The organism is Photorhabdus akhurstii (assembly GCF_018448925.1).
Classification (GTDB): Bacteria; Pseudomonadota; Gammaproteobacteria; order Enterobacterales; family Enterobacteriaceae; genus Photorhabdus; species Photorhabdus akhurstii.
In genome coordinates this window covers 180,619-203,062 of sequence record NZ_RCWE01000005.1, presented here as the reverse complement: position 1 = coordinate 203,062, position 22,444 = coordinate 180,619, and the positions used below count along the sequence as shown (strand labels likewise).

20 protein-coding genes are annotated in these 22,444 nt (G+C 42.7%); 4 read left to right on the top strand and 16 right to left on the bottom strand.

All coding sequences use genetic code 11. The features are described 5' to 3' along the window. Nucleotides 1-8: 8 nt before the first annotated feature. Entirely contained in the window at nucleotides 9-1,175 is a 1,167-nt protein-coding gene (fadA, locus tag EAE93_RS09260) for an acetyl-CoA C-acyltransferase FadA (protein WP_040153303.1), read from the top strand. 80 nt (nucleotides 1,176-1,255) lie between these two features. On the opposite strand, the gene fre is transcribed toward fadA, so the two are convergent. Together fre and ubiD are read right to left on the bottom strand one after the other, a co-directional pair. Beyond that, complete coding sequence (fre, locus tag EAE93_RS09255) at nucleotides 1,256-1,957, bottom strand: NAD(P)H-flavin reductase (protein WP_036778280.1); 702 nt, start codon at nucleotides 1,955-1,957, stop codon at nucleotides 1,256-1,258. Between the two features lie 10 nt (nucleotides 1,958-1,967). After that, the gene (ubiD, locus tag EAE93_RS09250) at nucleotides 1,968-3,440 is read right to left on the bottom strand and encodes a 4-hydroxy-3-polyprenylbenzoate decarboxylase (protein WP_214039551.1); all 1,473 of its coding nucleotides are present in this window, start codon (nucleotides 3,438-3,440) and stop codon (nucleotides 1,968-1,970) included. A 611-nt stretch (nucleotides 3,441-4,051) separates the two neighbouring features. On the opposite strand from ubiD, the gene rfaH reads away from it, so the two are divergent. Further along, nucleotides 4,052-4,540, top strand: a complete 489-nt coding sequence (gene rfaH, locus EAE93_RS09245; protein ID WP_040153298.1) for a transcription/translation regulatory transformer protein RfaH — start codon at nucleotides 4,052-4,054, stop codon at nucleotides 4,538-4,540. 49 nt (nucleotides 4,541-4,589) lie between these two features. Here rfaH and hemB read toward each other — a convergent pair whose 3' ends face one another. From hemB to udp, 11 genes are all read right to left on the bottom strand, one after another. After that, nucleotides 4,590-5,603 carry a porphobilinogen synthase gene (gene hemB, locus EAE93_RS09240; protein ID WP_036810314.1) on the bottom strand — a complete coding sequence of 338 codons (1,014 nt, stop codon included), beginning with the start codon at nucleotides 5,601-5,603 and terminating at the stop codon, nucleotides 4,590-4,592. 109 nt (nucleotides 5,604-5,712) lie between these two features. Continuing rightward, nucleotides 5,713-6,495, bottom strand: a complete 783-nt coding sequence (gene tatC, locus EAE93_RS09235) for a Sec-independent protein translocase subunit TatC (RefSeq protein ID WP_036778273.1) — start codon at nucleotides 6,493-6,495, stop codon at nucleotides 5,713-5,715. 22 nt (nucleotides 6,496-6,517) lie between these two features. Beyond that, nucleotides 6,518-6,961, bottom strand: a complete 444-nt coding sequence (gene tatB, locus EAE93_RS09230; protein WP_036778272.1) for a Sec-independent protein translocase protein TatB — start codon at nucleotides 6,959-6,961, stop codon at nucleotides 6,518-6,520. 3 nt (nucleotides 6,962-6,964) lie between these two features. Next, the gene (gene tatA / locus EAE93_RS09225) at nucleotides 6,965-7,225 is read right to left on the bottom strand and encodes a Sec-independent protein translocase subunit TatA (protein ID WP_036778270.1); all 261 of its coding nucleotides are present in this window, start codon (nucleotides 7,223-7,225) and stop codon (nucleotides 6,965-6,967) included. A 99-nt stretch (nucleotides 7,226-7,324) separates the two neighbouring features. Continuing rightward, entirely contained in the window at nucleotides 7,325-8,965 is a 1,641-nt protein-coding gene (gene ubiB / locus EAE93_RS09220; protein WP_214039550.1) for a ubiquinone biosynthesis regulatory protein kinase UbiB, read from the bottom strand. Continuing rightward, complete coding sequence (gene ubiJ, locus EAE93_RS09215) at nucleotides 8,952-9,602, bottom strand: ubiquinone biosynthesis protein UbiJ (protein ID WP_040153294.1); 651 nt, start codon at nucleotides 9,600-9,602, stop codon at nucleotides 8,952-8,954. The genes ubiB and ubiJ overlap by 14 nt, the downstream gene beginning before the upstream one ends. A 1-nt stretch (nucleotide 9,603) precedes the next feature. After that, nucleotides 9,604-10,359 carry a bifunctional demethylmenaquinone methyltransferase/2-methoxy-6-polyprenyl-1,4-benzoquinol methylase UbiE gene (ubiE, locus tag EAE93_RS09210; protein ID WP_214039549.1) on the bottom strand — a complete coding sequence of 252 codons (756 nt, stop codon included), beginning with the start codon at nucleotides 10,357-10,359 and terminating at the stop codon, nucleotides 9,604-9,606. 72 nt (nucleotides 10,360-10,431) lie between these two features. After that, complete coding sequence (rmuC, locus tag EAE93_RS09205) at nucleotides 10,432-11,727, bottom strand: DNA recombination protein RmuC (protein ID WP_415186282.1); 1,296 nt, start codon at nucleotides 11,725-11,727, stop codon at nucleotides 10,432-10,434. A 165-nt stretch (nucleotides 11,728-11,892) separates the two neighbouring features. Next, nucleotides 11,893-12,429, bottom strand: coding sequence for a DedA family protein (locus tag EAE93_RS09200; RefSeq protein ID WP_377312254.1), 537 nt, complete (start codon nucleotides 12,427-12,429; stop codon nucleotides 11,893-11,895). A gap of 194 nt (nucleotides 12,430-12,623) precedes the next feature. Further along, nucleotides 12,624-13,406, bottom strand: coding sequence for a tyrosine-protein phosphatase (locus tag EAE93_RS09195; protein WP_036778263.1), 783 nt, complete (start codon nucleotides 13,404-13,406; stop codon nucleotides 12,624-12,626). A gap of 94 nt (nucleotides 13,407-13,500) precedes the next feature. After that, complete coding sequence (gene udp, locus EAE93_RS09190; RefSeq protein WP_214039547.1) at nucleotides 13,501-14,256, bottom strand: uridine phosphorylase; 756 nt, start codon at nucleotides 14,254-14,256, stop codon at nucleotides 13,501-13,503. An 831-nt stretch (nucleotides 14,257-15,087) separates the two neighbouring features. Here udp and pcp point away from each other — a divergent pair. Then, the gene (gene pcp / locus EAE93_RS09185) at nucleotides 15,088-15,744 is read left to right on the top strand and encodes a pyroglutamyl-peptidase I (protein ID WP_214039546.1); all 657 of its coding nucleotides are present in this window, start codon (nucleotides 15,088-15,090) and stop codon (nucleotides 15,742-15,744) included. 244 nt (nucleotides 15,745-15,988) lie between these two features. Here pcp and EAE93_RS09180 read toward each other — a convergent pair whose 3' ends face one another. Together EAE93_RS09180 and metE are read right to left on the bottom strand one after the other, a co-directional pair. Beyond that, nucleotides 15,989-16,822, bottom strand: coding sequence for an intradiol ring-cleavage dioxygenase (locus EAE93_RS09180; RefSeq protein WP_214039545.1), 834 nt, complete (start codon nucleotides 16,820-16,822; stop codon nucleotides 15,989-15,991). A gap of 244 nt (nucleotides 16,823-17,066) precedes the next feature. Further along, complete coding sequence (gene metE, locus EAE93_RS09175) at nucleotides 17,067-19,343, bottom strand: 5-methyltetrahydropteroyltriglutamate--homocysteine S-methyltransferase (RefSeq protein WP_214039544.1); 2,277 nt, start codon at nucleotides 19,341-19,343, stop codon at nucleotides 17,067-17,069. A gap of 108 nt (nucleotides 19,344-19,451) precedes the next feature. Between metE and metR the strand changes: the two genes are divergently transcribed. Then, nucleotides 19,452-20,408, top strand: a complete 957-nt coding sequence (gene metR / locus EAE93_RS09170) for an HTH-type transcriptional regulator MetR (RefSeq protein WP_214039543.1) — start codon at nucleotides 19,452-19,454, stop codon at nucleotides 20,406-20,408. A 205-nt stretch (nucleotides 20,409-20,613) separates the two neighbouring features. On the opposite strand, the gene EAE93_RS09165 is transcribed toward metR, so the two are convergent. Next, nucleotides 20,614-22,263, bottom strand: a complete 1,650-nt coding sequence (locus EAE93_RS09165; RefSeq protein WP_105399376.1) for a Na+/H+ antiporter — start codon at nucleotides 22,261-22,263, stop codon at nucleotides 20,614-20,616. Nucleotides 22,264-22,444 lie beyond the last annotated feature (181 nt).

Sequence of the window (22,444 nt, the reverse complement as noted above, 5' to 3'; positions counted from 1 at the left end):
CTGGAAACATGGAAAATGTAGTCATTATTGATGGCATCCGCACCCCAATGGGGCGCTCAAAAGGTGGTGCATTCCGTCAGGTCCGGGCTGAAGATCTCTCCGCTCACCTGATGAAAGAGCTATTTAAACGTAATCCGGCAATACAGCAACATGAAATTGATGACATCTACTGGGGCTGTGTACAGCAAACTCTAGAGCAAGGTTTCAACATTGCCCGTAATGCGGCTTTACTGGCTGATATCCCTCACTCTGTACCAGCCGTGACTGTTAACCGGCTATGCGGTTCATCGATGCAAGCGCTGCATGATGGCGCTCGTATGATCATGACCGGAGAAGCTAATGTCACTCTGATCGGTGGCGTAGAGCACATGGGCCACGTTCCAATGACTCATGGCGTGGATTTCCACCCTAAAATGAGTCTGAGCGTTGCCAAAGCCGCAGGAGTCATGGGTTTAACCGCTGAAATGTTGGCAAAGATTCACCATATCAGCCGTGAAATGCAAGATGAATTTGCGCTTCGTTCGCACCAACGTGCAACACAGGCAACGCAATCAGGCGCATTCTCCAATGAGATATCAGCAATTTATGGTCACGATGCCGATGGCATATTGAGGCTGTTTGATTACGATGAGGTGATCCGCCCGGATGCTAATCTGAAAGATCTAGCCGCACTGCGTCCTGTATTCGATCCAGTAACAGGCTCAGTCACAGCAGGCAGCTCTTCTGCTTTATCCGATGGTGCGTCTGCAATGTTGATAACCAGTGAAAGTTATGCCAAGAATCTGGGGCTGAAACCTCGTGCCCGCATCCGTTCTATGGCAGCTGTTGGTTGTGATCCCTCCATTATGGGATATGGCCCGGTCCCTGCTACACAAATGGCGCTCAAGAAAGCAGGTTTAGAACTGGGTGATATTGGTGTGATGGAATTAAACGAAGCATTTGCTGCTCAGTCACTTGCCTGCCTGAAAGGTCTGAATTTGCTGGATAGTATGGATGACAAAGTTAACCTAAATGGTGGCGCAATTGCTCTCGGTCATCCTCTAGGCTGTTCAGGTGCTCGCATCACAACAACGTTGCTGAACTTAATGGAACGCCGCGATGTTCAATTTGGGCTGGCAACCATGTGTATCGGTTTAGGTCAAGGTATCGCCACCATTATAGAAAGAATGGATTAAGAACGTATCTGTAAGAATTATTATAACTGAGTCGTTGTTGCCGTAATTCCCGCCTGTCAGGGGCGGGTTTTTTTATTATTTTAAATGAATTCGAAAGCATCACCATACATGTTGTCAGCAGAAGCATCACGCTCACCACAAAAGCGCTCACGAGCAATTTTTGCCATTTCAAATCGCCCTGCAATGTAAATATCATAATTGACCAAACTACCAAAATCCTCTAGTACTGCTTTAAGCACTGTTCCTGTACGTCCACACCAACCATTCTCTGACTGTTCAACAACCGGAACAACCTTCAAATTAGGATAGCGCTCTGTAAGTAACTGTAATTCAGCAAGATCATATAAATGTTGTAATTCTCTGCCTCCCCAATACATAGAGATCTGACGTTCAGGTTGTTCTTCTAACGCTGTCAGTAATATTGAACGGGTGTAAGAAAACCCCGTACCGCCGGCAATTAATAACAGCGGATTAGCGCTGCTTTGACGGAACCAAGCTTTACCATGAGGGATATCAATATTGATCATCTTCTGATCCAGAATTCTATCCATCACAGCCATTGCATACAAATTCAGTTCAGAAGCGCCAATATGTAATTCAATAAACTCCTTTTCTGAAGGCGTTGATGCCATTGAAAACGGACGTTTATCTCTCTCATCCATTACCACCATCAGATACTGACCGGCGCGGAATGAGAACGGAGAATCGGGAAGTAACCGTACCCGATAAACCGTATCAGTAATAGCCTCTACAGAGGTTACTTTGCAGCTCAGTGTTGTCATGCGTTCCCTCTTATGGTCCTAAAATATCTAACTCATCCCAGATTTTGTCGACGCGGGTACGCACTTCTTCACTCATCACAATAGGACGTCCCCATTCCCTCTGCGTCTCTCCCGGCCACTTATTCGTTGCATCCATTCCCATCTTCGAACCTAATCCTGAAACTGGCGATGCAAAATCGAGATAATCTATCGGAGTATTCTCCATTAATACTGTATCTCTTGCCGGGTCCATTCGCGTAGTGATTGCCCAAATGACATCGTTCCAGTCTCTGGCATTGATATCATCATCACAAACAATAACAAACTTTGTATACATAAATTGCCGTAGATATGACCAAACCCCCATCATGACTCGCTTGGCATGACCCGGATATTGTTTCTTCATAGTCACGACGGCAAGACGATAGGAACAACCTTCAGGAGGCAGATAAAAATCGACAATTTCAGGAAACTGTTTTTGTAAAATCGGTACCAGCACCTCATTCAATGCAACCCCCAACACAGCAGGTTCATCTGGCGGGCGGCCAGTATAAGTCGAATGATAAATAGCATCATGACGCTGAGTAATATGTGTCACAGTGAACACCGGGAACATATCGACTTCATTATAATAGCCCGTATGATCACCGTATGGCCCTTCTGGAGCTAACTCCCCAGGCTCAATATAGCCCTCCAATACGATTTCAGCACTGGCTGGCACCTCCAAGTTACTTGAAAGACATTTCACAACTTCTGTTTTATATCCTCTTAATAACCCGGCAAATGCATATTCCGATAATGTGTCAGGAATTGGCGTCACAGCCCCCAATATTGTCGCAGGATCAGCACCCAAGGCAACAGCCACTGGGAAACGTTCTCCTGGATGGGCCTGACACCATTCCTGAAAATCAAGCGCACCACCACGGTGAGATAACCAGCGCATAATGAGTTTATTTTTACCTAATACTTGCTGGCGATAGATACCAAGATTTTGCCGCTCTTTATTCGGGCCACGAGTAACTGTCAGCCCCCAAGTAATCAATGGCGCAGCATCCTCTGGCCAACAATGCATGATAGGAATACGGGTTAAATCTACATCGTCACCAGCCGAAACATGTTCCTGACAAGGCGCAGTATTAAGCCGTTTAGTTGGCATATTAAGGACTTGCTTAAATTTCGGTAGCTTATCCAGTAAATCACGAAAACCTTTCGGAGGATCGGGTTCTTTCAAAAAAGCTAATAGCTTACCTACATCATGCAAAGCTTTAACATCTTTCTGCCCCATCCCCATAGCAACACGTTCAGCAGTACCGAACAAATTACACAATACAGGCATCGAATAACCTTTGGGATTTTCAAACAACAAGGCAGGCCCACCAGCGCGAAGGGTACGATCTGCAATCTCAGTCATCTCCAAATAAGGATCAACTGCAACACTGATGCGTTTCAACTCACCTTTATGCTCCAATAAGGCTAGAAAATCTCTTAAATCACGGTATTTCATACTATTCATTTATGCCGGTTTTTAAGGGGGAAAACATTATAAGCCATCCCACTCAGCTTTTTTGTGTTTTTTTCAGAAGACTACAAAGTAAACCAATAAGTTACTAAAAAGCAACGGGGTTAATTCAACCTTGCGACCTTAAAGTCAAATACAAAGCAATGGAGCCTAATGAGTTAATATTTGAGCATCAAATTACTCAGTAAGATGCTTAGTTGGAACATCTTGCTCTGGTACATCTTGATACCTTCACTCTTACCACAGAAATAATGCTATAACTATCTCCTCTGGGTTCACAGCACAAAATATAGCCAGTCGTTCATCACAGATTTTCCATATGACGACTCAATGACTATCAAATTTTGCAATTACTCAACAGAAATACTGATATTTTTCTTTTATTAATATCTATTGAACAAATAACAATCGATTTTATATTAATTACTTTATCTGTCACTTATCAAAATATTACTTATCGCTTTTTTACTAAAAAACATAAGATCTACTCATAACAATAAATATGCATCATTAAACAATTATCACTAAGATAATGCCTGTAACGCCCTTTTCTATTTTGCTATGCTTAATAGTCATTGGATCAAGGTTAAATAAAGATGGAAAACTGGTACCTCATTTACTGTAAGCGTGGGCAAATTTCACGAGCAATAGAAAATCTGGAACGACAGGATGTTGCTTGCCTGACTCCTACCGCGAGAATTGAAAAAATAACCCGTGGTAAACGTACTGTGAATATAGAACCACTTTTTCCTAATTATCTGTTCGTTCAGTTTGACCCTGAAGTTATTCATACTACAACTATCAATTCAACACGCGGTGTTAGCCATTTTGTCCGTTTTGGCGTACACCCGGCTATCGTACCGGAAACGTTGATTAAAGAGATCGTATCAGCAACTGAACAAGAATATGTATCACCAGACACACCTGTGGCGGGCGATACGGTATTAATCACCGAAGGAATTTTTGAAGGATTGCAAGCTATCTACAATGAGCCAGATGGGGAAACCCGTTCTATTCTGTTACTTAATATTCTGAATAAACAATTACCTAAGGCACTTGATAATAAGCAGTTTGTGAAAATTTAACCAAATAAAAAACGGGCGGAATTTACATTCGCCCGTTTTTTATCAAATATTAACGTTTCTGTTCATTTAACTGTTGAGCAACCTGTTTCGCAAAATAGGTTAGTACACCATCTGCTCCTGCGCGTTTGAAACATAGCAGAGACTCCACAATTACCTGTTCCTGTAACCAACCATTCTGAATAGCAGCCATGTGCATGGCATATTCGCCAGATACTTGATAAGCAAAGGTTGGTACACCGAATGTATCTTTTACCCTGCGGATAACATCCAGGTAGGGCATACCTGGTTTTACCATTACAGTGTCAGCACCTTCCTGCAAATCCTGTGCAATCTCCTGCAATGCTTCATCACTATTCGCAGGGTCCATCTGATAGGTTTTTTTGTTACCCCCTTTCAGATTACGATTTGAACCGATTGCATCACGGAATGGACCGTAATAACCAGAAGCATACTTAGCGGAGTAAGCCATAATTTGAGTATTTACATATCCTTCCGCTTCAAACAGTTCACGGATTGCACCAATACGCCCATCCATCATGTCGCTCGGCGCTACAATCTCAGCACCAGCTTCTGCATGTGACAATGCCTGTTTGACCAAGATCTCTTTGGTGACATCATTCATTACATAGCCATCCTGGTCGATGATCCCATCCTGACCATGTGTCGTGAATGGATCTAATGCCACATCAGTTAGCAACCCTAGTTCAGGAACAGCATCTTTCAACGCACGAACCGTACGTTGAATCAACCCATCAGGGTTATAAGCTTCTTCCGCACCCAGAGATTTTTTATCTGCTTCAATCACGGGGAACAGAGACAATACAGGAATCCCCAATCGGGCAATCTCTTCAGCTTCTTTCAGCAAAAGATCCATCGTCAGACGATACACCCCTGGCATAGAAGGCACTTCTTGACGACGATTAGTGCCTTCCATCACAAATACAGGATAGATTAAGTCATTAACAGTTAATTGGTTTTCAGCAACCAGACGGCGGGAAAAATCATGACAGCGCAACCGGCGCATACGTCGACCAGGGAAAGTTCCTGGAAATGCATAGCTCATATAGCTCTCCTAACTCAAACCCAGCGCACTCGCGCTGGGTTAATTAATATGCTATCGCTTCGTGTTAATTATCTTAGCACTACAAAACAACATGTTAAGATTACTATTATCACTTTTCCGTATTCACTTCTGGCGTTTCCTGTTCATCTTCCTCTGAACGATCTCCCAATTTCCGCTGTCCGGTATAAAAACGGGAGAGCAAAATCCCCAGTTCAAACAGCAGATACATAGGAATAGCCAACAAGGTTTGCGAGAAAACATCCGGCGGCGTTAACAACATGCCAACAACAAAAGCACCGACCAAAATATACGGACGCTTTTTCTTCAAGGACTCAGGAGTAACTACCCCACTCCAGCATAATAAAATAATGGCAACAGGTACTTCAAAAGAGACACCAAAGGCCATAAACAGTGCCATAACAAAGCTTAAGTAGTTGCTGATATCCGTTGCAATCAGCACCCCTTCTGGTGCCGTTTTAGCAAAGAATCCAAAAGCAATCGGAAATACAACAAAATAAGCAAATGCCATCCCTAAATAAAACAACAAGCTACTGGAAACAAGCAGAGGGATCATCAAGCGGCGTTCATGTTTATATAACGCAGGTGCAATAAATGCCCATACTTGATAGAGAACCATAGGTGCAGATACAAATATCGACACCATAATGGTCAGTTTTATTGGCGTAAAAAAGGGAGAAGCGACATCTGTCGCTATCATACTGGCACCTTGAGGCAATTGCTTAATCAAAGGCGCAGAAATCATTTGATAGATGTCGTTAGAAAAATAAACCAATGCTAAAAAAACCACTAATACAGTCAATAAACTGTTTAGAATTCGCTTACGCAGTTCAATAAGGTGACTGATAAGTGGTTGGGTATCATCAACAGCCATGTTTTAGTGTTCACCATTTAACTTAATCAGAAGTTTTTTTCTTCGTTGCAGAAGCCGTTTGATCATCAACTGGAGCTGAAGGCTTAGATGAAACCGCAACCTGAGATGCTGCCGGCTTTTGTGCTGCCTCATTTATTCCTGATGCTTTCATATTCTCTGCGTCAGGTTCATTTTGGTATGCTTTTTTCAAAGACTCAGCAGCTTCTTTTAGCTCATCCATCGAAGCTTTTAGTTCCGGAGATAAATTCTGTAACCCCGCTTCTTCTTGAACTTTTTTCAGGCTTTCCTGGAGCTCCTGCAACTTCAACTCTTGTGCCAGCTCATTTTGGACGTTAGTAGCTAAAGAGCGCAGTGCCCTGATCCAACCAGCAACTGTTTTTACCGCCACCGGTAGCCGTTCTGGCCCCAAAACCACCAAGCCAATGACCATAACTAGCAGCAGCTCGCTAAAACCAATGTCAAACACGGTTTATACCTGCTCTTTGTTTTTGCTCTCAGATGTTTCAGACTGAGCTACAGATTGTTTTTCAGTAATGTTTTTCGTCTCAAAATCGGCATCATTACTGGTTTTTTGAGCCTGTTGAGGCTGATTATCATCCCCTATCGCCTTTTTAAAACCTTTAATAGATGCTCCAAGATCAGAACCCAAAGTACGGAGTTTATTCGTGCCGAACAACAGCACCACAATGACCGCAATAATGAGTAATTGCCAAATGCTTATACCGCCCATTCTGATTTACCTCTATTTAATAGGGATTATTTTAATAGCTCATTATACATACCACGAACTATAACCGACCTTCAAAAAAAATCTGTCATAAGACAAATTTTACTCAATTTTACTCAGACGACACCAGCCAAACAACCATGAAACGGTACCCGCGCCTATAAACAACCAAGGAATATTTGCCAAGCCAGACAACAAAAACAAGCTGCCACAGAGAAACAATGTCGCACCAACACCAAGCAAATACTGAGACTGTCGCTGTTTTATCTGTTGCCCTTTCAAATGACCTGATAACTTCTCAATGCTCACTTGCAAATGTTTATGCTGCTGAAGACTGTCATACACTAATTCAGGTAGTTCTGGCAACTTTTCTGCCCAATAAGGCGCCTTTTCTTTCAACGCCCGGATAACAGCAGGTAATCCAACCTGGCTATGTAACCACTCCTCCAGAAATGGTTTTGCTGTTTTCCACAAATCAAGCTGTGGATAAAGCTGCCGTCCTAAACCTTCTACATACAAAAGCGTCTTTTGTAGCAGAACTAACTGCGGCTGCACTGCCATATTAAAACGACGCGCAGTATTAAATAGATTCAGAAGTACATGACCAAATGAAATTTCAGCCAGTGGCTTCTCAAATATTGGTTCACAAACTGTACGGATTGCAAATTCAAAATCTTCAACATTGGTATCACTAGGAACCCAGCCTGAATCCACATGAAGTTCAGCAACTTTCCGGTAATCACGATTAAAGAAAGCAATAAAATTCTCAGCCAGATAACGTTTATCATCTTTATTAAGAGAACCAACAATACCGTAATCAATACCAATATAAAACGGATCCTCAGGACGTTCATAGCTGACAAAAATATTTCCCGGATGCATATCCGCATGGAAGAAACTATCGCGAAAAACCTGCGTAAAAAAGACCTGTACTCCCCGTTCGGCCAGCAATTTCATATTGGTATTCTGCGCTTCTAATGCTTCAATATCAGAGACAGGGATACCATAAACTCGCTCCATCACCAGAACATTTTCACGGCAATAATCAGAATAAATTTCCGGTACATACAGCGTTGAGCTATTTTCGAAATTACGGCGGAGTTGAATTGCATTAGCCGCTTCACGCAGCAAATTCAGTTCATCAATTAACGTCTTCTCATATTCCCGCACAACTTCACGAGGACGTAAACGGCGTCCATCGGGCAATAATATTGGTACCCAATTAGCTAGACGATACATTAACCGGATATCCGCTTTGATAATCGGCAGAATATCAGGACGAATGACTTTGATAACAATTTCCTGTCCATTCTCTTTTAACCGAGCTGTATGGACCTGAGCAATTGAAGCAGAGGCCAGAGCAATAGGTTCAAAATCATCAAACCAAGTTTCCAGTGGTCCGCCTAAAGCAGTTTCAATATATTGACGCGCCAGAGCGCCATCAAAAGAGGCAACTCGGTCTTGCAACAATGCCAGTTGATCCGCTATCGCGGGAGGAAACAGATCACGCCGCGTTGAAAGCATCTGTCCAAATTTAATCCAAACAGGCCCTAATTCCTGTAAGGCAAGTCGCAGTCTCTCTCCAAGTGATTTATCTTTATGTCTATTCGGGAGCCAAAACAATAAATAACGACCAAAACGAAGAGGCCAAGTTAAGCGAATCCGAGGAATGAGCTCATCCAATCCATAAGAAAGAAAAACCCGTATGATCAAATAAAGGCGCCTCAATTCACCTGGAGTCATATTTTCCCTCTAATACTGCCAATCGTTGTTCTATTTGCTCGATATCTTTGGCTAACATACTAACTTCTTCACTGAAATAAGCCACTTCAAGCTGATTTGGGGCTAGTTTCCATTCTTCTGTTAACGCTTCCGCCAGATAATTTTTCTGGCATTCCACTGAACCGGAAACAAACTGAAATCCTTTTTTAAGGAGTTGACTAATACTTTCGGCAGCAATATCCCCGAAATAAGGAGAAAGATAATGGGCCAAATCCCATTCAACCATATCTAACAAAGCAGACCATTGCTGAACAACCTGCATATCCCCTTCAATAACCATTTCACCGCTACTGAGCAACTTGGAAAGTTGTTGGCGATCCCGTAACTTAAGCAAAGCAGAAAAGTGAGTTTTAACCGTGCAATCGGCAGATTCGCTCCATTGGCTTAATACGTCCACCTGTTTCTCACTGAACACCAATGTAAGTGGCGTGTTCATCTCTTTTAATTCGATCGACAAAACTTTGTCTACCAACCGCATACGGGCTGGCCTTAACACCGGTTCACGGTACAACAGGTAATTCAACGATGTTTCCATCACTGCGGTTAAAACCGGCGTAAGTGTGGAATTAATGGCTGTACTCAGTGATGGTCTTTCCATCTCAGAATTTAAAACCTCTGTGTAGTGCAACAATGCCGCCAGTCATATTGGTATAAGTCGCCTGTTCAAAACCAGCCTCTTCCATCATCGTTTTAAGCGTTTCCTGATCAGGATGCATACGAATGGATTCCGCCAAATAACGATAACTGTCAGCATCCCGCACAAAAACCTGACCAATTTTTGGCAGCACATGGAAAGAATAAGCATCATACGCTTTGCTTAACGGTGCGAACAAAGGTTTAGAAAATTCAAGTACCAATAAACGTCCACCCGGCTTCAACACCCGAAACATAGAACGCAGGGCTTTTTCTTTTTCGGTAACATTGCGCAAACCAAAAGAGATAGTGATGCAATTAAAATAGTTATCGGGGAAAGGCAACGCTTCTGCATTGGCCTGCACATAGCTGACATTCCCAACAATACCAGCATCACGTAATTTTTCACGCCCAACCTTCAGCATAGATTCATTGATATCAGCAAGAACAACTTCGCCTTTTTCACCAACTATACGAGAAAATTTAGCAGTCAGATCGCCGGTACCACCCGCTAAATCAAGTATCCTCTGACCTCTGCGCACACCACTGGCATCAATAGCCACACGCTTCCAGATACGATGGATGCCAAACGACATTAAATCATTCATTAAATCGTATTTTGTCGCAACAGAATGAAACACATCAGCCACCATGCCTGCTTTTTCATCCTTTGCTACAGTACGGAAACCAAAATGTGTGGTTTGTTTCGTGTGGTCTACCATGTTATTTGCCCATTTTTTATTCAAAGCGTTATAAAAGTGTATCAGCCTTTCAGGTAAAACCCTATCCTGGTATTAATCATTAGCACAGAATGGTTGGCTGGCCTTATCAACCAATTCGGGATCAATCGGCCGTTTCACCTCAACACCTAAATTACGAAAACCCTCTGCCTGACTTATCAGGTTGCCACGCCCCTCAGTCAGTTTTTTCATTGCCTGTCGGTAATTAAGTTGAGCCTTATCCAAGCTTTGCCCCAAACCTTGCATGTCATCGACAAACAAACGCATTTTATCGTACATACGGGCGGCCTTATCGGCGATTAAACGCGCATTCTGGCTTTGATACTCATAGCGCCACAAGTTATTAATAGTACGTACAGCAACCAACAATGTTGATGGACTAACTAGCATAATATTGTGTTTAAGTGCTTCATCAAGCAGCTCAGGCGCCTTGTTAAGCGCAACCAGATAAGCGGGTTCAACCGGAATAAACATCAATACATAGTCCAACGATTTCAGCCCGGGCAATTGTTGGTAATCTTTGCGGCTCAAACCACGAATATGGCCTTTAATTGAGTCGATATGTTCTTGAAGGGCTAACTCCTGCTGATGCCGATCGCCACTGTTAAAATAACGCTCATAAGCAACCAGCGACATTTTGGCATCAATGACCACATCTTTCCCTTGCGGTAAATGAACAATTACATCAGGTTGGAAACGGCGGTTATCCTCTACCTTGATACTTACCTGAGTACAAAACTCATGCCCTTCTCGTAAACCAGAGGCTTCCAAAATACGGGATAACACAACTTCGCCCCAATCTCCCTGAATTTTATTATTACCTTTAAGGGCATTCGTCAGATTGATAGCTTCCTGCGCCATCTGGACATTCAGTTGCTGTAAATTTCGGATTTCATGTGCAAGCGTATGACGTTCACGGGCTTCCTGACCAAAACTCTCCTGTACCTGCCGATGAAGGCCATCAAGCTGTTCACGAAATGGCGCTAAAAGCGTATTGAGACTCTGCCGATTTTGTTCATCAGTACGGCGACCCGTTTGTTCAAAAATACGGTTAGCCAAATTCTCAAATTGCGTATTCAAACGTAGTTCACTGTTGATCAGCAACCGCTGTTTCTCTTCAGCCGCAAAGCGACTCTCTTCCAAACGTGTCGTCACTTCCCGCAGTTCAGATTCTTGCACGCTATTGACTTCTCTCTGAGCCCGTAATTCCTGGTTCAATTGTTCGCATTCAACCCGCCAATAAGCGGATTGTTCAAGTTTCTCATTGGCAACGGCAAGCTGGCTGTCCAATTTCCGTAATTCCAACTCTTGCTGTTGAATACGTTGATGAACGGAGAACCAAACGAGAATACCACCGCCCAACAGGCCGCCAAGTGTACCTATCAACGTATATAACAACTGGATACCCACCGGTACTTCCTCTATCTAATGCTTAGACCAGATAAACTAAATTGTCACTGTATAGATGTCCAGAATGATTTATACAGATGGTTCAGTCTGCGAAGCCGCTCCCAATTAACTCACCCATTTCACTAACCATTGCAAACCAAACGCGCCTGGCGCTAATACGCCAAAAGACCAGATAAGTGCGGAACAGATATTCGCTATCTGGAAATAACGCAATGGCATGGCACAAATACCCGCGACTAATGGCACAATTGCACGGAAAGGCCCAAAGAATCGACCAAAGAAAATGCTCCAGATACCCCAACGTTCAAAGAAATGGTGTACTCGTGTCAGTAATTGCGGTTTACGGGAAATCGGCCAAATTTTACCAACATCACCTTTAAAATGGGCGCCTACAATATAAGATACCCAATCGCCCAAAAAAGCCCCCGCGGCGGCTGCCAACCAAATTGGCCAGAAATTAAGGCCACTTTCACCTATTAATGCCCCCAATCCAAGCAATATTATCGTTGCAGGCAATAACAAAGAGAAAAAAGCCAGAGACTCACCAAAAGCGAGCAAGAAAACAATCGGCATGATCCAAGTATCATGAGCTTTAACAAAAGCGATTACCAGATCAACTATTTCATGAAGACTCAAATTCATATTCCTATATTGATTAATATACCCTATGGATTTCAAGATGCATCGCAACGGCAAGGGAGTGAATCCCCGGGAGCATGGCGAACTATGTGACTGGAGTAAACGAGCGCAGCCAACAAAGAGGCAACTTGAAAGATAACGGGTAATACCACATTCAATTTAACCACCACTGCATTAACCAGAATTAAACCAACTTTTTATTCAAGGAAATAACCTTGTAATTTCTTACGAGCAGCAAAATCAAGGCCAAGATCTTTCTCCAGCCATATATCTACACTGCCATAATGCTGATTAATACTGTTTAATGCCGTCATTAAAAACTCTTCTCTCACGGAATAAACATAAGCGAATTTATCCACCAGATCATCACTCATGGTTTTCGCATGCTCATTTAACAAATATTCACGGTAAGGAGCCAAAGTAGAGTGAGTCACTAAATAATCTTCCATTACCGTATCCAAATCAGCCCCCAATGCAAATAATACCAGAGCAGAGCCTACACCGGTTCTGTCTTTACCTACCGCACAATGCTGGACGATTCCCCCTTTTTCCGGTTGTTGCAGTAACTTAACCAATGTCTTATAGGCTGAGTTTTTTAGAGGCAATAATTCATAAAGACGGAACATAAATGCCTGAGGATTAAATTGTTCCAACATCTCGGACGCTAATTTTTCCAAATTCGCATTCACTTCATCAGATAAGGGGTTAGCCGGGGCGTGATAATAATTAGCGCCATTCCATATCAAATCAGGCTTATCCTCTACTTCACTGATATCACGATAATCTATGATTTGAAAGAGATTTTTATTTGCCAGAAAAGATTGATCTTTTTCTGTTAAGCGATCCAGAGAACCAGAACGGAAAAGTAAACCTGATTTGATTTTTCCACCATTCGCGACTTTTTTACCGCCTAAATCACGAAAATTAATCCCTCCATTGAGTGGAAGCACTGATGGATGCAATAAAGATGTTGTGATCATGATGACTCTTAATTAATTGTTAGGTGTTAAGACATTAACAGATTTCTCTTTAAAATAAGAGTGAGCCGGAATACTCCGGCCCAAAAAGTATGATTTACAACAAACGGCGAGCAGCTTCTACTATAATTCCTAATGCGTTACTTTCTGTTTTCTCAAGTAATTCAACATTAGGAATCTCCTGCTGAGTACGGTTAACAATAACACCGGCAACCATCCCCGCACGCAGTCCTTGGCTTGCACACATTGTTAATAAAGTTGCCGATTCCATTTCATAATTCATGACCCCCATCGCCTGCCATTCAGCCATTGAACCTTTGAAACGGCTCACAACACGGCCAGAATAGGTATCGTAACGTTCCTGACCAGGATAAAAAGTATCGGAAGAAGCCGTTACCCCCACATGTACCGTTGCACCTAAATCTTTTGCTGCTTCGTACAAAGCAGTCGTACATTCAAAATCGGCAACCGCCGGGAATTCCATCGGAGCAAAATGCAGACTAGCGCCATCCAAACGAACAGCCGCAGTAGTCACCAACACATCACCAACATTGATATTTTCTTGAATTGCACCTGTTGTGCCGATACGCAAAAAAGTACGCACACCCAATTGCGCTAATTCTTCAACAGCGATAGAAGTTGATGGGCCACCGATACCCGTAGAGCACACAATGACAGCTTTACCATCAATTTCTGCCCGCCATGACGTAAATTCACGTAAAGAAGCAAGATGAACTGGGTTATCCATCAATCTTGCGATTTTTTCCACACGTTTCGGATCACCCGGAACAATAGCTAAAGTTGCGCCTTGTAGGTCGTTTTTGGTCAGACCTAAGTGAAATACATCAGACATATCAGACTCCTCAGCAAGAAGAATTTATAATGAAATTAGTTGGGATCTACTGTATTGAGCATTTAGACATCTTTTAGTGATAAATGTCACTTCAAAGTAATATAAAAAAGAAAAACATACATTATTTTGAGACATAAATCACAAAATAGACATGAAATGGGTAAAAAACAGGGTGTTTTCTTCCACCCACAAACTAACTGGAATTAAGTTTGTATTATGGAAAAAACAATCCATTGTTTAGTTATTTTTATATATTAAACATACTGAGAGAAATATATCACGGATTATCTCATTGAAATATTTTCTCCCTGGGAGTTAATAGAGGTTAATATCCATCCCATCACAAAGAAAAAATTATCGTTTCACAATCCGGTCATAAAAAAAATATTTCCGATAAACTATCAACTTAACCAGATATAAATTACCGTCGTTATTAAAATATTCCCCTAACATTTATAAATCAACAACGCAATAATCTTGGCTATTTTAAAAATAACTTTTTCTTATGATGAACATATTAAAAAATTAACTGTATTTTACTTCCATAACTAATAAAAAATTTTCTTGCTTATTTACCAATATATTACAATTATATTTTCAACAAAAATAAAACAATTACCAAATATAAATATCACAGTTATCTTTTTATAGAATGCATATTGTTTATACCCTATGGATTTCAAGATGCATCGCGACGGCAAGGGAGCGAATCCCCGGGAGCATAGAGAACTATGTGACCGGGGTGAGTGAGTGCAGCCAACAAAGAGGCAGCTTGAAAGATGACGGGTATAGATATATTAGACTCTTTCTATCATAATTAGGGCACTATCGATGACGACACAAAAAACAGTTTTAATTACAGGTTTCGAACCTTTCGACAAAGAAACGATTAATCCATCCTGGGAAGCAGCCAAACAATTACAGGGGCGAGAATTATGTGGAGCCCGCGTTGAAGCGCGTCAGCTTCCATGTGTGTTCGACGTCTCCCTAGCTTGTCTGTATGCTGCTATTGATGATGTACAACCTGATCTGGTCATTGCCGTAGGACAGGCAGGCGGTAGACCAAATATTACCGTGGAACGCGTGGCAATTAATATCAATGACGCTAGTATTCCTGATAATCAAGGCAATCAACCTATCAATACCCCCATAGTCACAACAGGCCCTGCCGCCTACTTCGCCACGTTACCGATCAATGCGATAGTCAAGGGTTTGCGTGAAGCAGGAATCCCTGCCTCCATTTCACAAACCGCAGGCACTTTTGTTTGTAACCACGCCATGTACGGCTTGTTGCATCATTTAGCATGCTCCAATCCTGAAATACGCGGTGGATTTATCCATATTCCTTATCTGCCTGAACAAGCAGCTCGGTATTCAGGTGCTCCGAGCATGGCCCTAGAAACAGTTATAACCGCACTGGAAATTGCTATCGATGAAGCATTAAAAAACAGTGAAGATATCACCGTTAATGGAGGCGCAACTCATTAATTTGACATTCCGCTTGTGGGACTGAAAGTTTTCCGCTGAGAAAATGACAGGCACAGACAGTATGCTCTACTGATAATATCAATCAAACAGTAAAGATAATCCTCTCTGTGCCTGCACAATATCCGTATGCAAATATCAAGTACCTGATACTTTATTAAATTATTAATCAGCACACCATTTACATAGGTTACTTTATAATTTCGGCTGTTATTACATTGAAATTTAGTTTATTCAATAAAACCGGTCATACCGTATGGGAATATAAATCATCTTTAGTTATAAAATTAGACACATTGTCCAAGTCTATTGATAGAATTATTTCACCCAGTATCCCACGGTTAATATCATATTCGTCTATTTTTGTTATTTTTATTTCTGAGAGATGACCATTCATATTTTTAAAATATGTATCCTCATTATTTTTAGTTCTGATTACCCTCCGTTTTGAATACAGATCATATTTATAAACCTCTGAATTGATCTCTTCTGGAAAATACATTTGCCCCACGAAAGCAAAATGCTCTTTGTCAGTTATATTTGTGCTCAATTTTCTGATTGCAATATGAATATGAGTCGCTCTACCAGCATAAAAGCCGGGATAAATAGTCGTAAAATTAACTACCCCATTTTTATCCGATGGTTGAGCTCCTCTTAGAAAACTTTTATCATCAGTTCTATTGGCAGAAGCTATTCCCTCAACGTTAGGTACTACATCGGGGCTGATATAAGTCCAACCGGAATATTTCCCCCGACTATTACAATGCCAGATATCAACAAATAAATTATCAACGGGTTTACATGTTTTTTCATCCATGACAGTAATTTTCAATAAAAAAGGTATTCCTAATTCTGAATCAGTAATATCCCTTCTTACAATTTTATCATTTCGGAAATACGGCCCTGATATCTGCTCTGGCGCAAGCGTACATATGCCTATTCCATGTTGTGATGATAATTTTGCTTCCGCACGAGCTAAACTCATCGGAGCAAGCGCAGCAGTCGCCGTAATAGCAGCGCTACTTTTCAAAAAATTTCTTCGAGAGCTACTTTTCTTACCTTGCAACTTATTAACATCCATATAATCCTCTCTTTAATTATTAAGTTTCTATTACAATGCTTCCATCTTGTTAATACCCGAGTTATTTTGTTAATAAAATGTACTTTTACAAATACCAATATGGCATATATAAGTTACTAAAAGTTTGGTAATAGAAAAGATCTCGGCTAAGCTCGCATCACTATGCACTACTGCAAGAAAAAAAGATTATTTTATGAAAAATGCCTGTCACCAATTAAAGGTGACAGGCAAATTGTTGGATGAGTTATTTCACTGATTCACGAAGACGTTTCGCCGCTTGTACCATGTTTGCCAGTGACTGGCGAGTTTCAGTCCAACCTCGGGTTTTCAAACCACAATCCGGGTTAACCCACAAGCGTTCGACTGGAATACGATCAGCCGCTTTACGTAGCAATGCTTCAATCCATTCAACACTAGGTACGTTAGGTGAATGAATGTCATAAACACCCGGCCCGATCTCATTCGGATAAGAGAAGTTTTCGAATGAATCCAACAACTCCATATCTGAACGGGAAGTTTCAATGGTAATCACGTCCGCATCTAATGCTGCGATGGAAGGCATGATGTCATTGAACTCGCAATAACACATATGAGTGTGAATCTGTGTGCCATCTTTAGCAATTGCAGCATTCAATTTAAATGCCTCTACTGCCCAATTAAGATAAGCCTGCCACTCTTCCCGGCGCAGTGGTAAACCTTCCCGCAATGCTGGCTCATCAATCTGGATGATACCAATACCCGCCTCTTGCAAATCGTCCACTTCATCACGCAGCGCCAATGCAATCTGCTTAGCAATCGTCTCACGGCTGACATCCTCCCTTGGGAATGACCAACAGAGAATCGTCACCGGACCGGTTAACATCCCTTTGACAGGTTTCTCCGTTAGTGATTGAGCATATTTAGCCCATTCTACCGTGATAGCTTCAGGACGGCTGACGTCGCCAATAATCACCGGTGGCTTAACGCAGCGGGAACCATAGCTCTGAACCCAACCATTCTGCGTAAAGACAAAACCGTCGAGGTGTTCACCGAAGTACTCCACCATGTCGTTACGTTCAGCTTCGCCATGAACCAATACATCTAATCCTAAACGTTCCTGTTCGTTAATTGCCTGCTTAATATGTTCACAGATATTGGTGCGATAGCTGGCGCCATCTACCCGGCCTTTTTTGAAATCCAAACGCAAGCCGCGGATTTCCGTCGTTTGCGGGAACGATCCAATGGTTGTTGTCGGCCACAATGGCAAGTTATAGCGCTGACGCTGTATTTCCGCACGCTGTGGATATGGCTGATTACGCTCGCTGTCCTGTGGATTAATCGCTGCAAGGCGTTCAGTAACAGCCTGATTATTTACCCGTTTAGATTCACGACGGGCGCGGATTGGCGCACTGTAAGCATCCAATTCCGCTTGTTTACCGCCTTCTGGCTGATTCAATGCCGCAGCCAGCAAGGCTAACTCTTCACATTTCTGCAATGCGAACGCAAACCAGCTTTTCACCTCGGCATCAAGCGCAGTCTCATCATTCAAATCAATAGGACTGTGCAGAAGAGAACAGGAAGAACCGATCCACAATGTACGGCTATCTACCAATGGCTTAATCAACTGATGTTTAGCGGTTAAATCAGCACGCCATACATTACGACCATTAATCACGCCAAGGGAAAGTACCCACTCTTTTGGCAATGACTCATTTAGTTGCGCGATATCATCTTGACCAGCAACCAGATCCACATGCAGCCCGTGTACCGGCAAGGATTTGATCGTTTCTAGATTGTGACCAACGCTATCGAAATAGGTAGTCAGCAATAATTTAACCTGTCCTTGAAGCGCCTGATAAGCAACCGGATAAGCGGCTAACCACTCTGCTGGCAGTTCCAGTACCAACGCAGGTTCATCGATCTGAACCCACTCGATACCCCGTCTAGCTAACTCAGCTAATACTTGCTGATAAACAGGAAGAATATCTTTCAATAAAGAGAGACGATCAAATACCTGACCTTTTACTTTACCCAGCCACAGGTAAGTTACCGGCCCCAGTAAAACTGGTTTCACTTGATGACCCAGAGCCAACGCTTCATCTACTTCTTCTAGTAACTGAGTCCAACTCAGTTTAAATTCCTGCCCTTGCTGAAATTCCGGCACAATATAGTGGTAGTTAGTATTAAACCATTTAGTCATTTCTGCGGCGGCGGCAGGTTCACCCGTCGGCGCACGACCGCGAGCAATACGGAACAGTGTATCTAGATCAATCGTGCCATCTGGATTCTGGTGACGCGGCGGCACATTACCGAGCAGTAAACTAGTGGTTAGAACATGATCATACCAAGCGAAATCACCAACCGGCACTAAATCAACACCAGCCTGCTTCTGTTGTTCCCAGTGACGGGCACGTAACTCACGGCCAGTTTCCAATAATTCTTGCTGAGAAATTTTCCCTGCCCAATAGTTCTCCTGAGCCTTTTTGAGTTCTCTTTTCAAACCGATACGTGGAAAGCCAAGTGTGTGATTAATAATCGTCATTTCATTATCCCGTCATTTTTAGCCGTCTAGATGTTTACACATCCATAATCAACAGGTAAGGTATAAACCACAAGCGCAATTTATTCATTATCATCCTGAAGGTTTCTCATGATCGAAATAAAACATCTAAAAACACTACAATCATTGAGTCATTACGGTTCATTAGCGGCGGCAGCCAACCATCTGCATCAAACACAATCCGCTTTGTCTCATCAGTTCAGCGATCTTGAACATCGCCTCGGCTTCCGGTTGTTCATCCGTAAAAGTCAACCGCTTCGCTTCACGCCACAGGGTGAAATTTTATTACGACTAGCAGAACAAGTGCTCCCTCTGGTTCAAAACGCGCTCCGCGAATGTAAAGAGCCGGGCCAAACAAATCTGCGTATCGCCATTGAATGCCATAGTTGTATTCAATGGCTGACACCGGCACTCAAGCATTTCCGAGCAACCTGGCCCCAAGTCAATGTGGATTTCAAATCCGGCGTCACTTTTGATCCACAGCCAGCATTACTGCAACGAGAATTGGATGTCGTTTTAACATCAGATATTCTCCCGGAGAGTCATTTGCACTACACACCGCTATTTGATTATGAGGTCAAACTGGTTGTCGCTCCGGATCACCCTCTGGCAAATAAATTGCACATTCAGCCAAAAGATTTAATTGATGAAACCTTGATGATCTACCCCGTTCAGCGTCAGCGATTCGATATCTGGCGGCGTTTCTTACAGCCTGCGGGGGTTGCCCCTACGTTGAAAAATGTGGATAACACGCTGTTACTGATCCAAATGGTCGCTGCCCGCATGGGAATCGCAGCCCTACCACATTGGGTTGTTGAGACATTTGAAAGGCAAGGGTTAGTGGTAACTAAGACACTGGGAGAAGGTTTATGGAGCAGATTGTACGCTGCCGTTCGTGAAGGCGAGCAGTATCAGCCTGAAACTGACGCATTTATCCATTCCGCTCGTCAACACGCGATGGATAATCTGCCATTCGTAAAAGGAATTGCAAAATTAAACGTCGATGACCCCAGAACAACGCAGCAACCAAACTCCCTCCAATGGTAAATTTTACCAACCATTCCACCGGAACCAACGTATTATTCATTATTGCCAGGGGGTTCCGGTATCTATGATGCAAAAACTCATGCCACCAGCCAAACACGAGTAAACACCACAAATCAGCTATCAACCTGACAAGTGAGATATTCACCGATCAGGCTGAATAAAGTGATTCGCAAGATTGTCGTAACCACCAACAAACTACAAGATATCAGTGCTCTTTCTGTACCAGCAGAGCTTCCAGTAAATCCAAATCATGCAGTAAGGTTTGCAATGTCTCATTACTGATTTTTCTGGTTGCACGCAGATGATACAACTCACCACGCTCTGCCCTCAATGCGGTCAGACGAAAACGACGTTCCAAATCTTCCACTAGCAAGTTATGTTCTATCTCATCCTGCCCCACAGTACGGCGACGCAAATAACCAATTACCCTAGAAGCAACTTCAGTAATAACCTCAGCATCCAATTGCTCTTCGGGACTAGCAGAAAGACGCTCTTCCATCTTATTCATACTGACAATCGCCACTTCCGCCATCGCTGCCCGCGCCATTCGTACCTCACTGATATCTGCCTCTTTATCAGAAGCTTGAATGCCCCGTAACAGGAATGGCAAAGAGAGAACTCCAATTAACAACGAGAACAGAATGACTCCTGCGGCAATAAAGATAAGCTGATAACGAGCCGGGAATGGCGTACCATCCGCCAGAAACAGAGGTACAGACAGTGCGCCAGCAAGCGTGATTGCTCCACGAACTCCGGCAAAAGATGCCAGCCATAATTCACGAGTGGTATAAGTCGCAAAATTCAGTGGATTTTTTTTCATAAAAACTTTGCTGATATTCTTCATCAACCATAACCAGCAGAAACGCAGCAGTAGAAGGGCGCCATAAATCACTGCGACTGCGGCGAACAACATCCAGGTTTCAACAGTTGGATCAATTTCTGCCTGTATAACGGAAGTTTGCCAGATCCCCGGCAGTTGCAGGCCCAACATGATAAACACCAAACCGTTAAACACGAACGCCAGCATTGACCAGACACTATCAGCACGCAAACGCATTGCCAACGGAGCATTACGGATGACCCCAGATTTACTGATCGTCATACCCGCGGCAACCGAAGCAAGGATACCGGAAACGCCAATATGTTCTGCAATCAAATAAGAAGCAAACGGCAACAGCAACATGAACACAATTTGGGTTGCCGGATCGCCACCGCTCCAACGATTCATTAAGCGCAGGGATTTACTGTACAACCAAGTTACTGCAATACCGGATAACAAACCGCCAATAGCAACCTTGACGAATTCTATGGTCATGCCAGTAACAGAAAATGCCATCGTTCCCATTGCTATCGCTACAGCGAACTTTAAGGCTACCAGGCCGGAAGCATCGTTCATTAACGCTTCCCCTTCCATCACATTCATCATGCGCTTAGGCATGCGCCTTTTTCCGACAATGGATGATAAAGCCACCGCATCTGTTGGCGATAGCACAGCAGCAAGGGCAAAAGCAGCAATTAACGGAATGCCTGGCATCAGCCAGTAAATCAGATAACCAATACCGACAACAGTAACCAACACCAATACCAGCATCAGTATAAAAATTTCCCGTCCGTACTGGAAAAACTCTCTGGTTGGCATTTTCCAGCCATCAACGAATAACAAAGGAGGAATTAGCAGAACGAGGAATAGCTCAGGATTAAAAGTAACATGTAAGCCAAAGTGTGGCCAAGCCAGCAATGCTCCCATTGCAATCTGCATTAACGGCAGAGGTATGCGGAACGGAATCACTTTAGTCAGAACGCCAGAAACTGAAACCACCAAAATCAAGATCAGAATAGTAAAGAATATTTCCATGTTGCCCTTACAATTTACCTAAGAACCGTTGGTATACAGATTGAAACTCTCTTTCTTCCCGTTAACACAAAAACAGTGAGAATAAATCTTAAGACTAAAATAACTGAATCAATCGAAAAAGGTAGATACACATGGAGCCGTATCCGAAAGAATTGCAAGAATATTGTAAACTAATCAGATA

Bases quoted from the DNA above. Each gene is read 5' to 3' on its own strand.
- metR (WP_214039543.1), top strand. From the start codon at position 19,452: ATGATCGAAATAAAACATCTAAAAACACTACAATCATTGAGTCATTAC.
- udp (WP_214039547.1), bottom strand. From the start codon at position 14,256: ATGTCTGATGTATTTCACTTAGGTCTGACCAAAAACGACCTACAAGGC.
- fre (WP_036778280.1), bottom strand. From the start codon at position 1,957: ATGACAACACTGAGCTGCAAAGTAACCTCTGTAGAGGCTATTACTGAT.
- EAE93_RS09180 (WP_214039545.1), bottom strand. From the start codon at position 16,822: ATGGATGTTAATAAGTTGCAAGGTAAGAAAAGTAGCTCTCGAAGAAAT.
- ubiJ (WP_040153294.1), bottom strand. From the start codon at position 9,602: ATGGAAAGACCATCACTGAGTACAGCCATTAATTCCACACTTACGCCG.
- ubiD (WP_214039551.1), bottom strand. From the start codon at position 3,440: ATGAAATACCGTGATTTAAGAGATTTTCTAGCCTTATTGGAGCATAAA.
- pcp (WP_214039546.1), top strand. From the start codon at position 15,088: ATGACGACACAAAAAACAGTTTTAATTACAGGTTTCGAACCTTTCGAC.
- ubiE (WP_214039549.1), bottom strand. From the start codon at position 10,359: ATGGTAGACCACACGAAACAAACCACACATTTTGGTTTCCGTACTGTA.
- metE (WP_214039544.1), bottom strand. From the start codon at position 19,343: ATGACGATTATTAATCACACACTTGGCTTTCCACGTATCGGTTTGAAA.
- EAE93_RS09165 (WP_105399376.1), bottom strand. From the start codon at position 22,263: ATGGAAATATTCTTTACTATTCTGATCTTGATTTTGGTGGTTTCAGTT.
- EAE93_RS09200 (WP_377312254.1), bottom strand. From the start codon at position 12,429: ATGAATTTGAGTCTTCATGAAATAGTTGATCTGGTAATCGCTTTTGTT.
- ubiB (WP_214039550.1), bottom strand. From the start codon at position 8,965: ATGACTCCAGGTGAATTGAGGCGCCTTTATTTGATCATACGGGTTTTT.
- tatC (WP_036778273.1), bottom strand. From the start codon at position 6,495: ATGGCTGTTGATGATACCCAACCACTTATCAGTCACCTTATTGAACTG.
- hemB (WP_036810314.1), bottom strand. From the start codon at position 5,603: ATGAGCTATGCATTTCCAGGAACTTTCCCTGGTCGACGTATGCGCCGG.
- fadA (WP_040153303.1), top strand. From the start codon at position 9: ATGGAAAATGTAGTCATTATTGATGGCATCCGCACCCCAATGGGGCGC.
- rfaH (WP_040153298.1), top strand. From the start codon at position 4,052: ATGGAAAACTGGTACCTCATTTACTGTAAGCGTGGGCAAATTTCACGA.
- tatA (WP_036778270.1), bottom strand. From the start codon at position 7,225: ATGGGCGGTATAAGCATTTGGCAATTACTCATTATTGCGGTCATTGTG.
- EAE93_RS09195 (WP_036778263.1), bottom strand. From the start codon at position 13,406: ATGATCACAACATCTTTATTGCATCCATCAGTGCTTCCACTCAATGGA.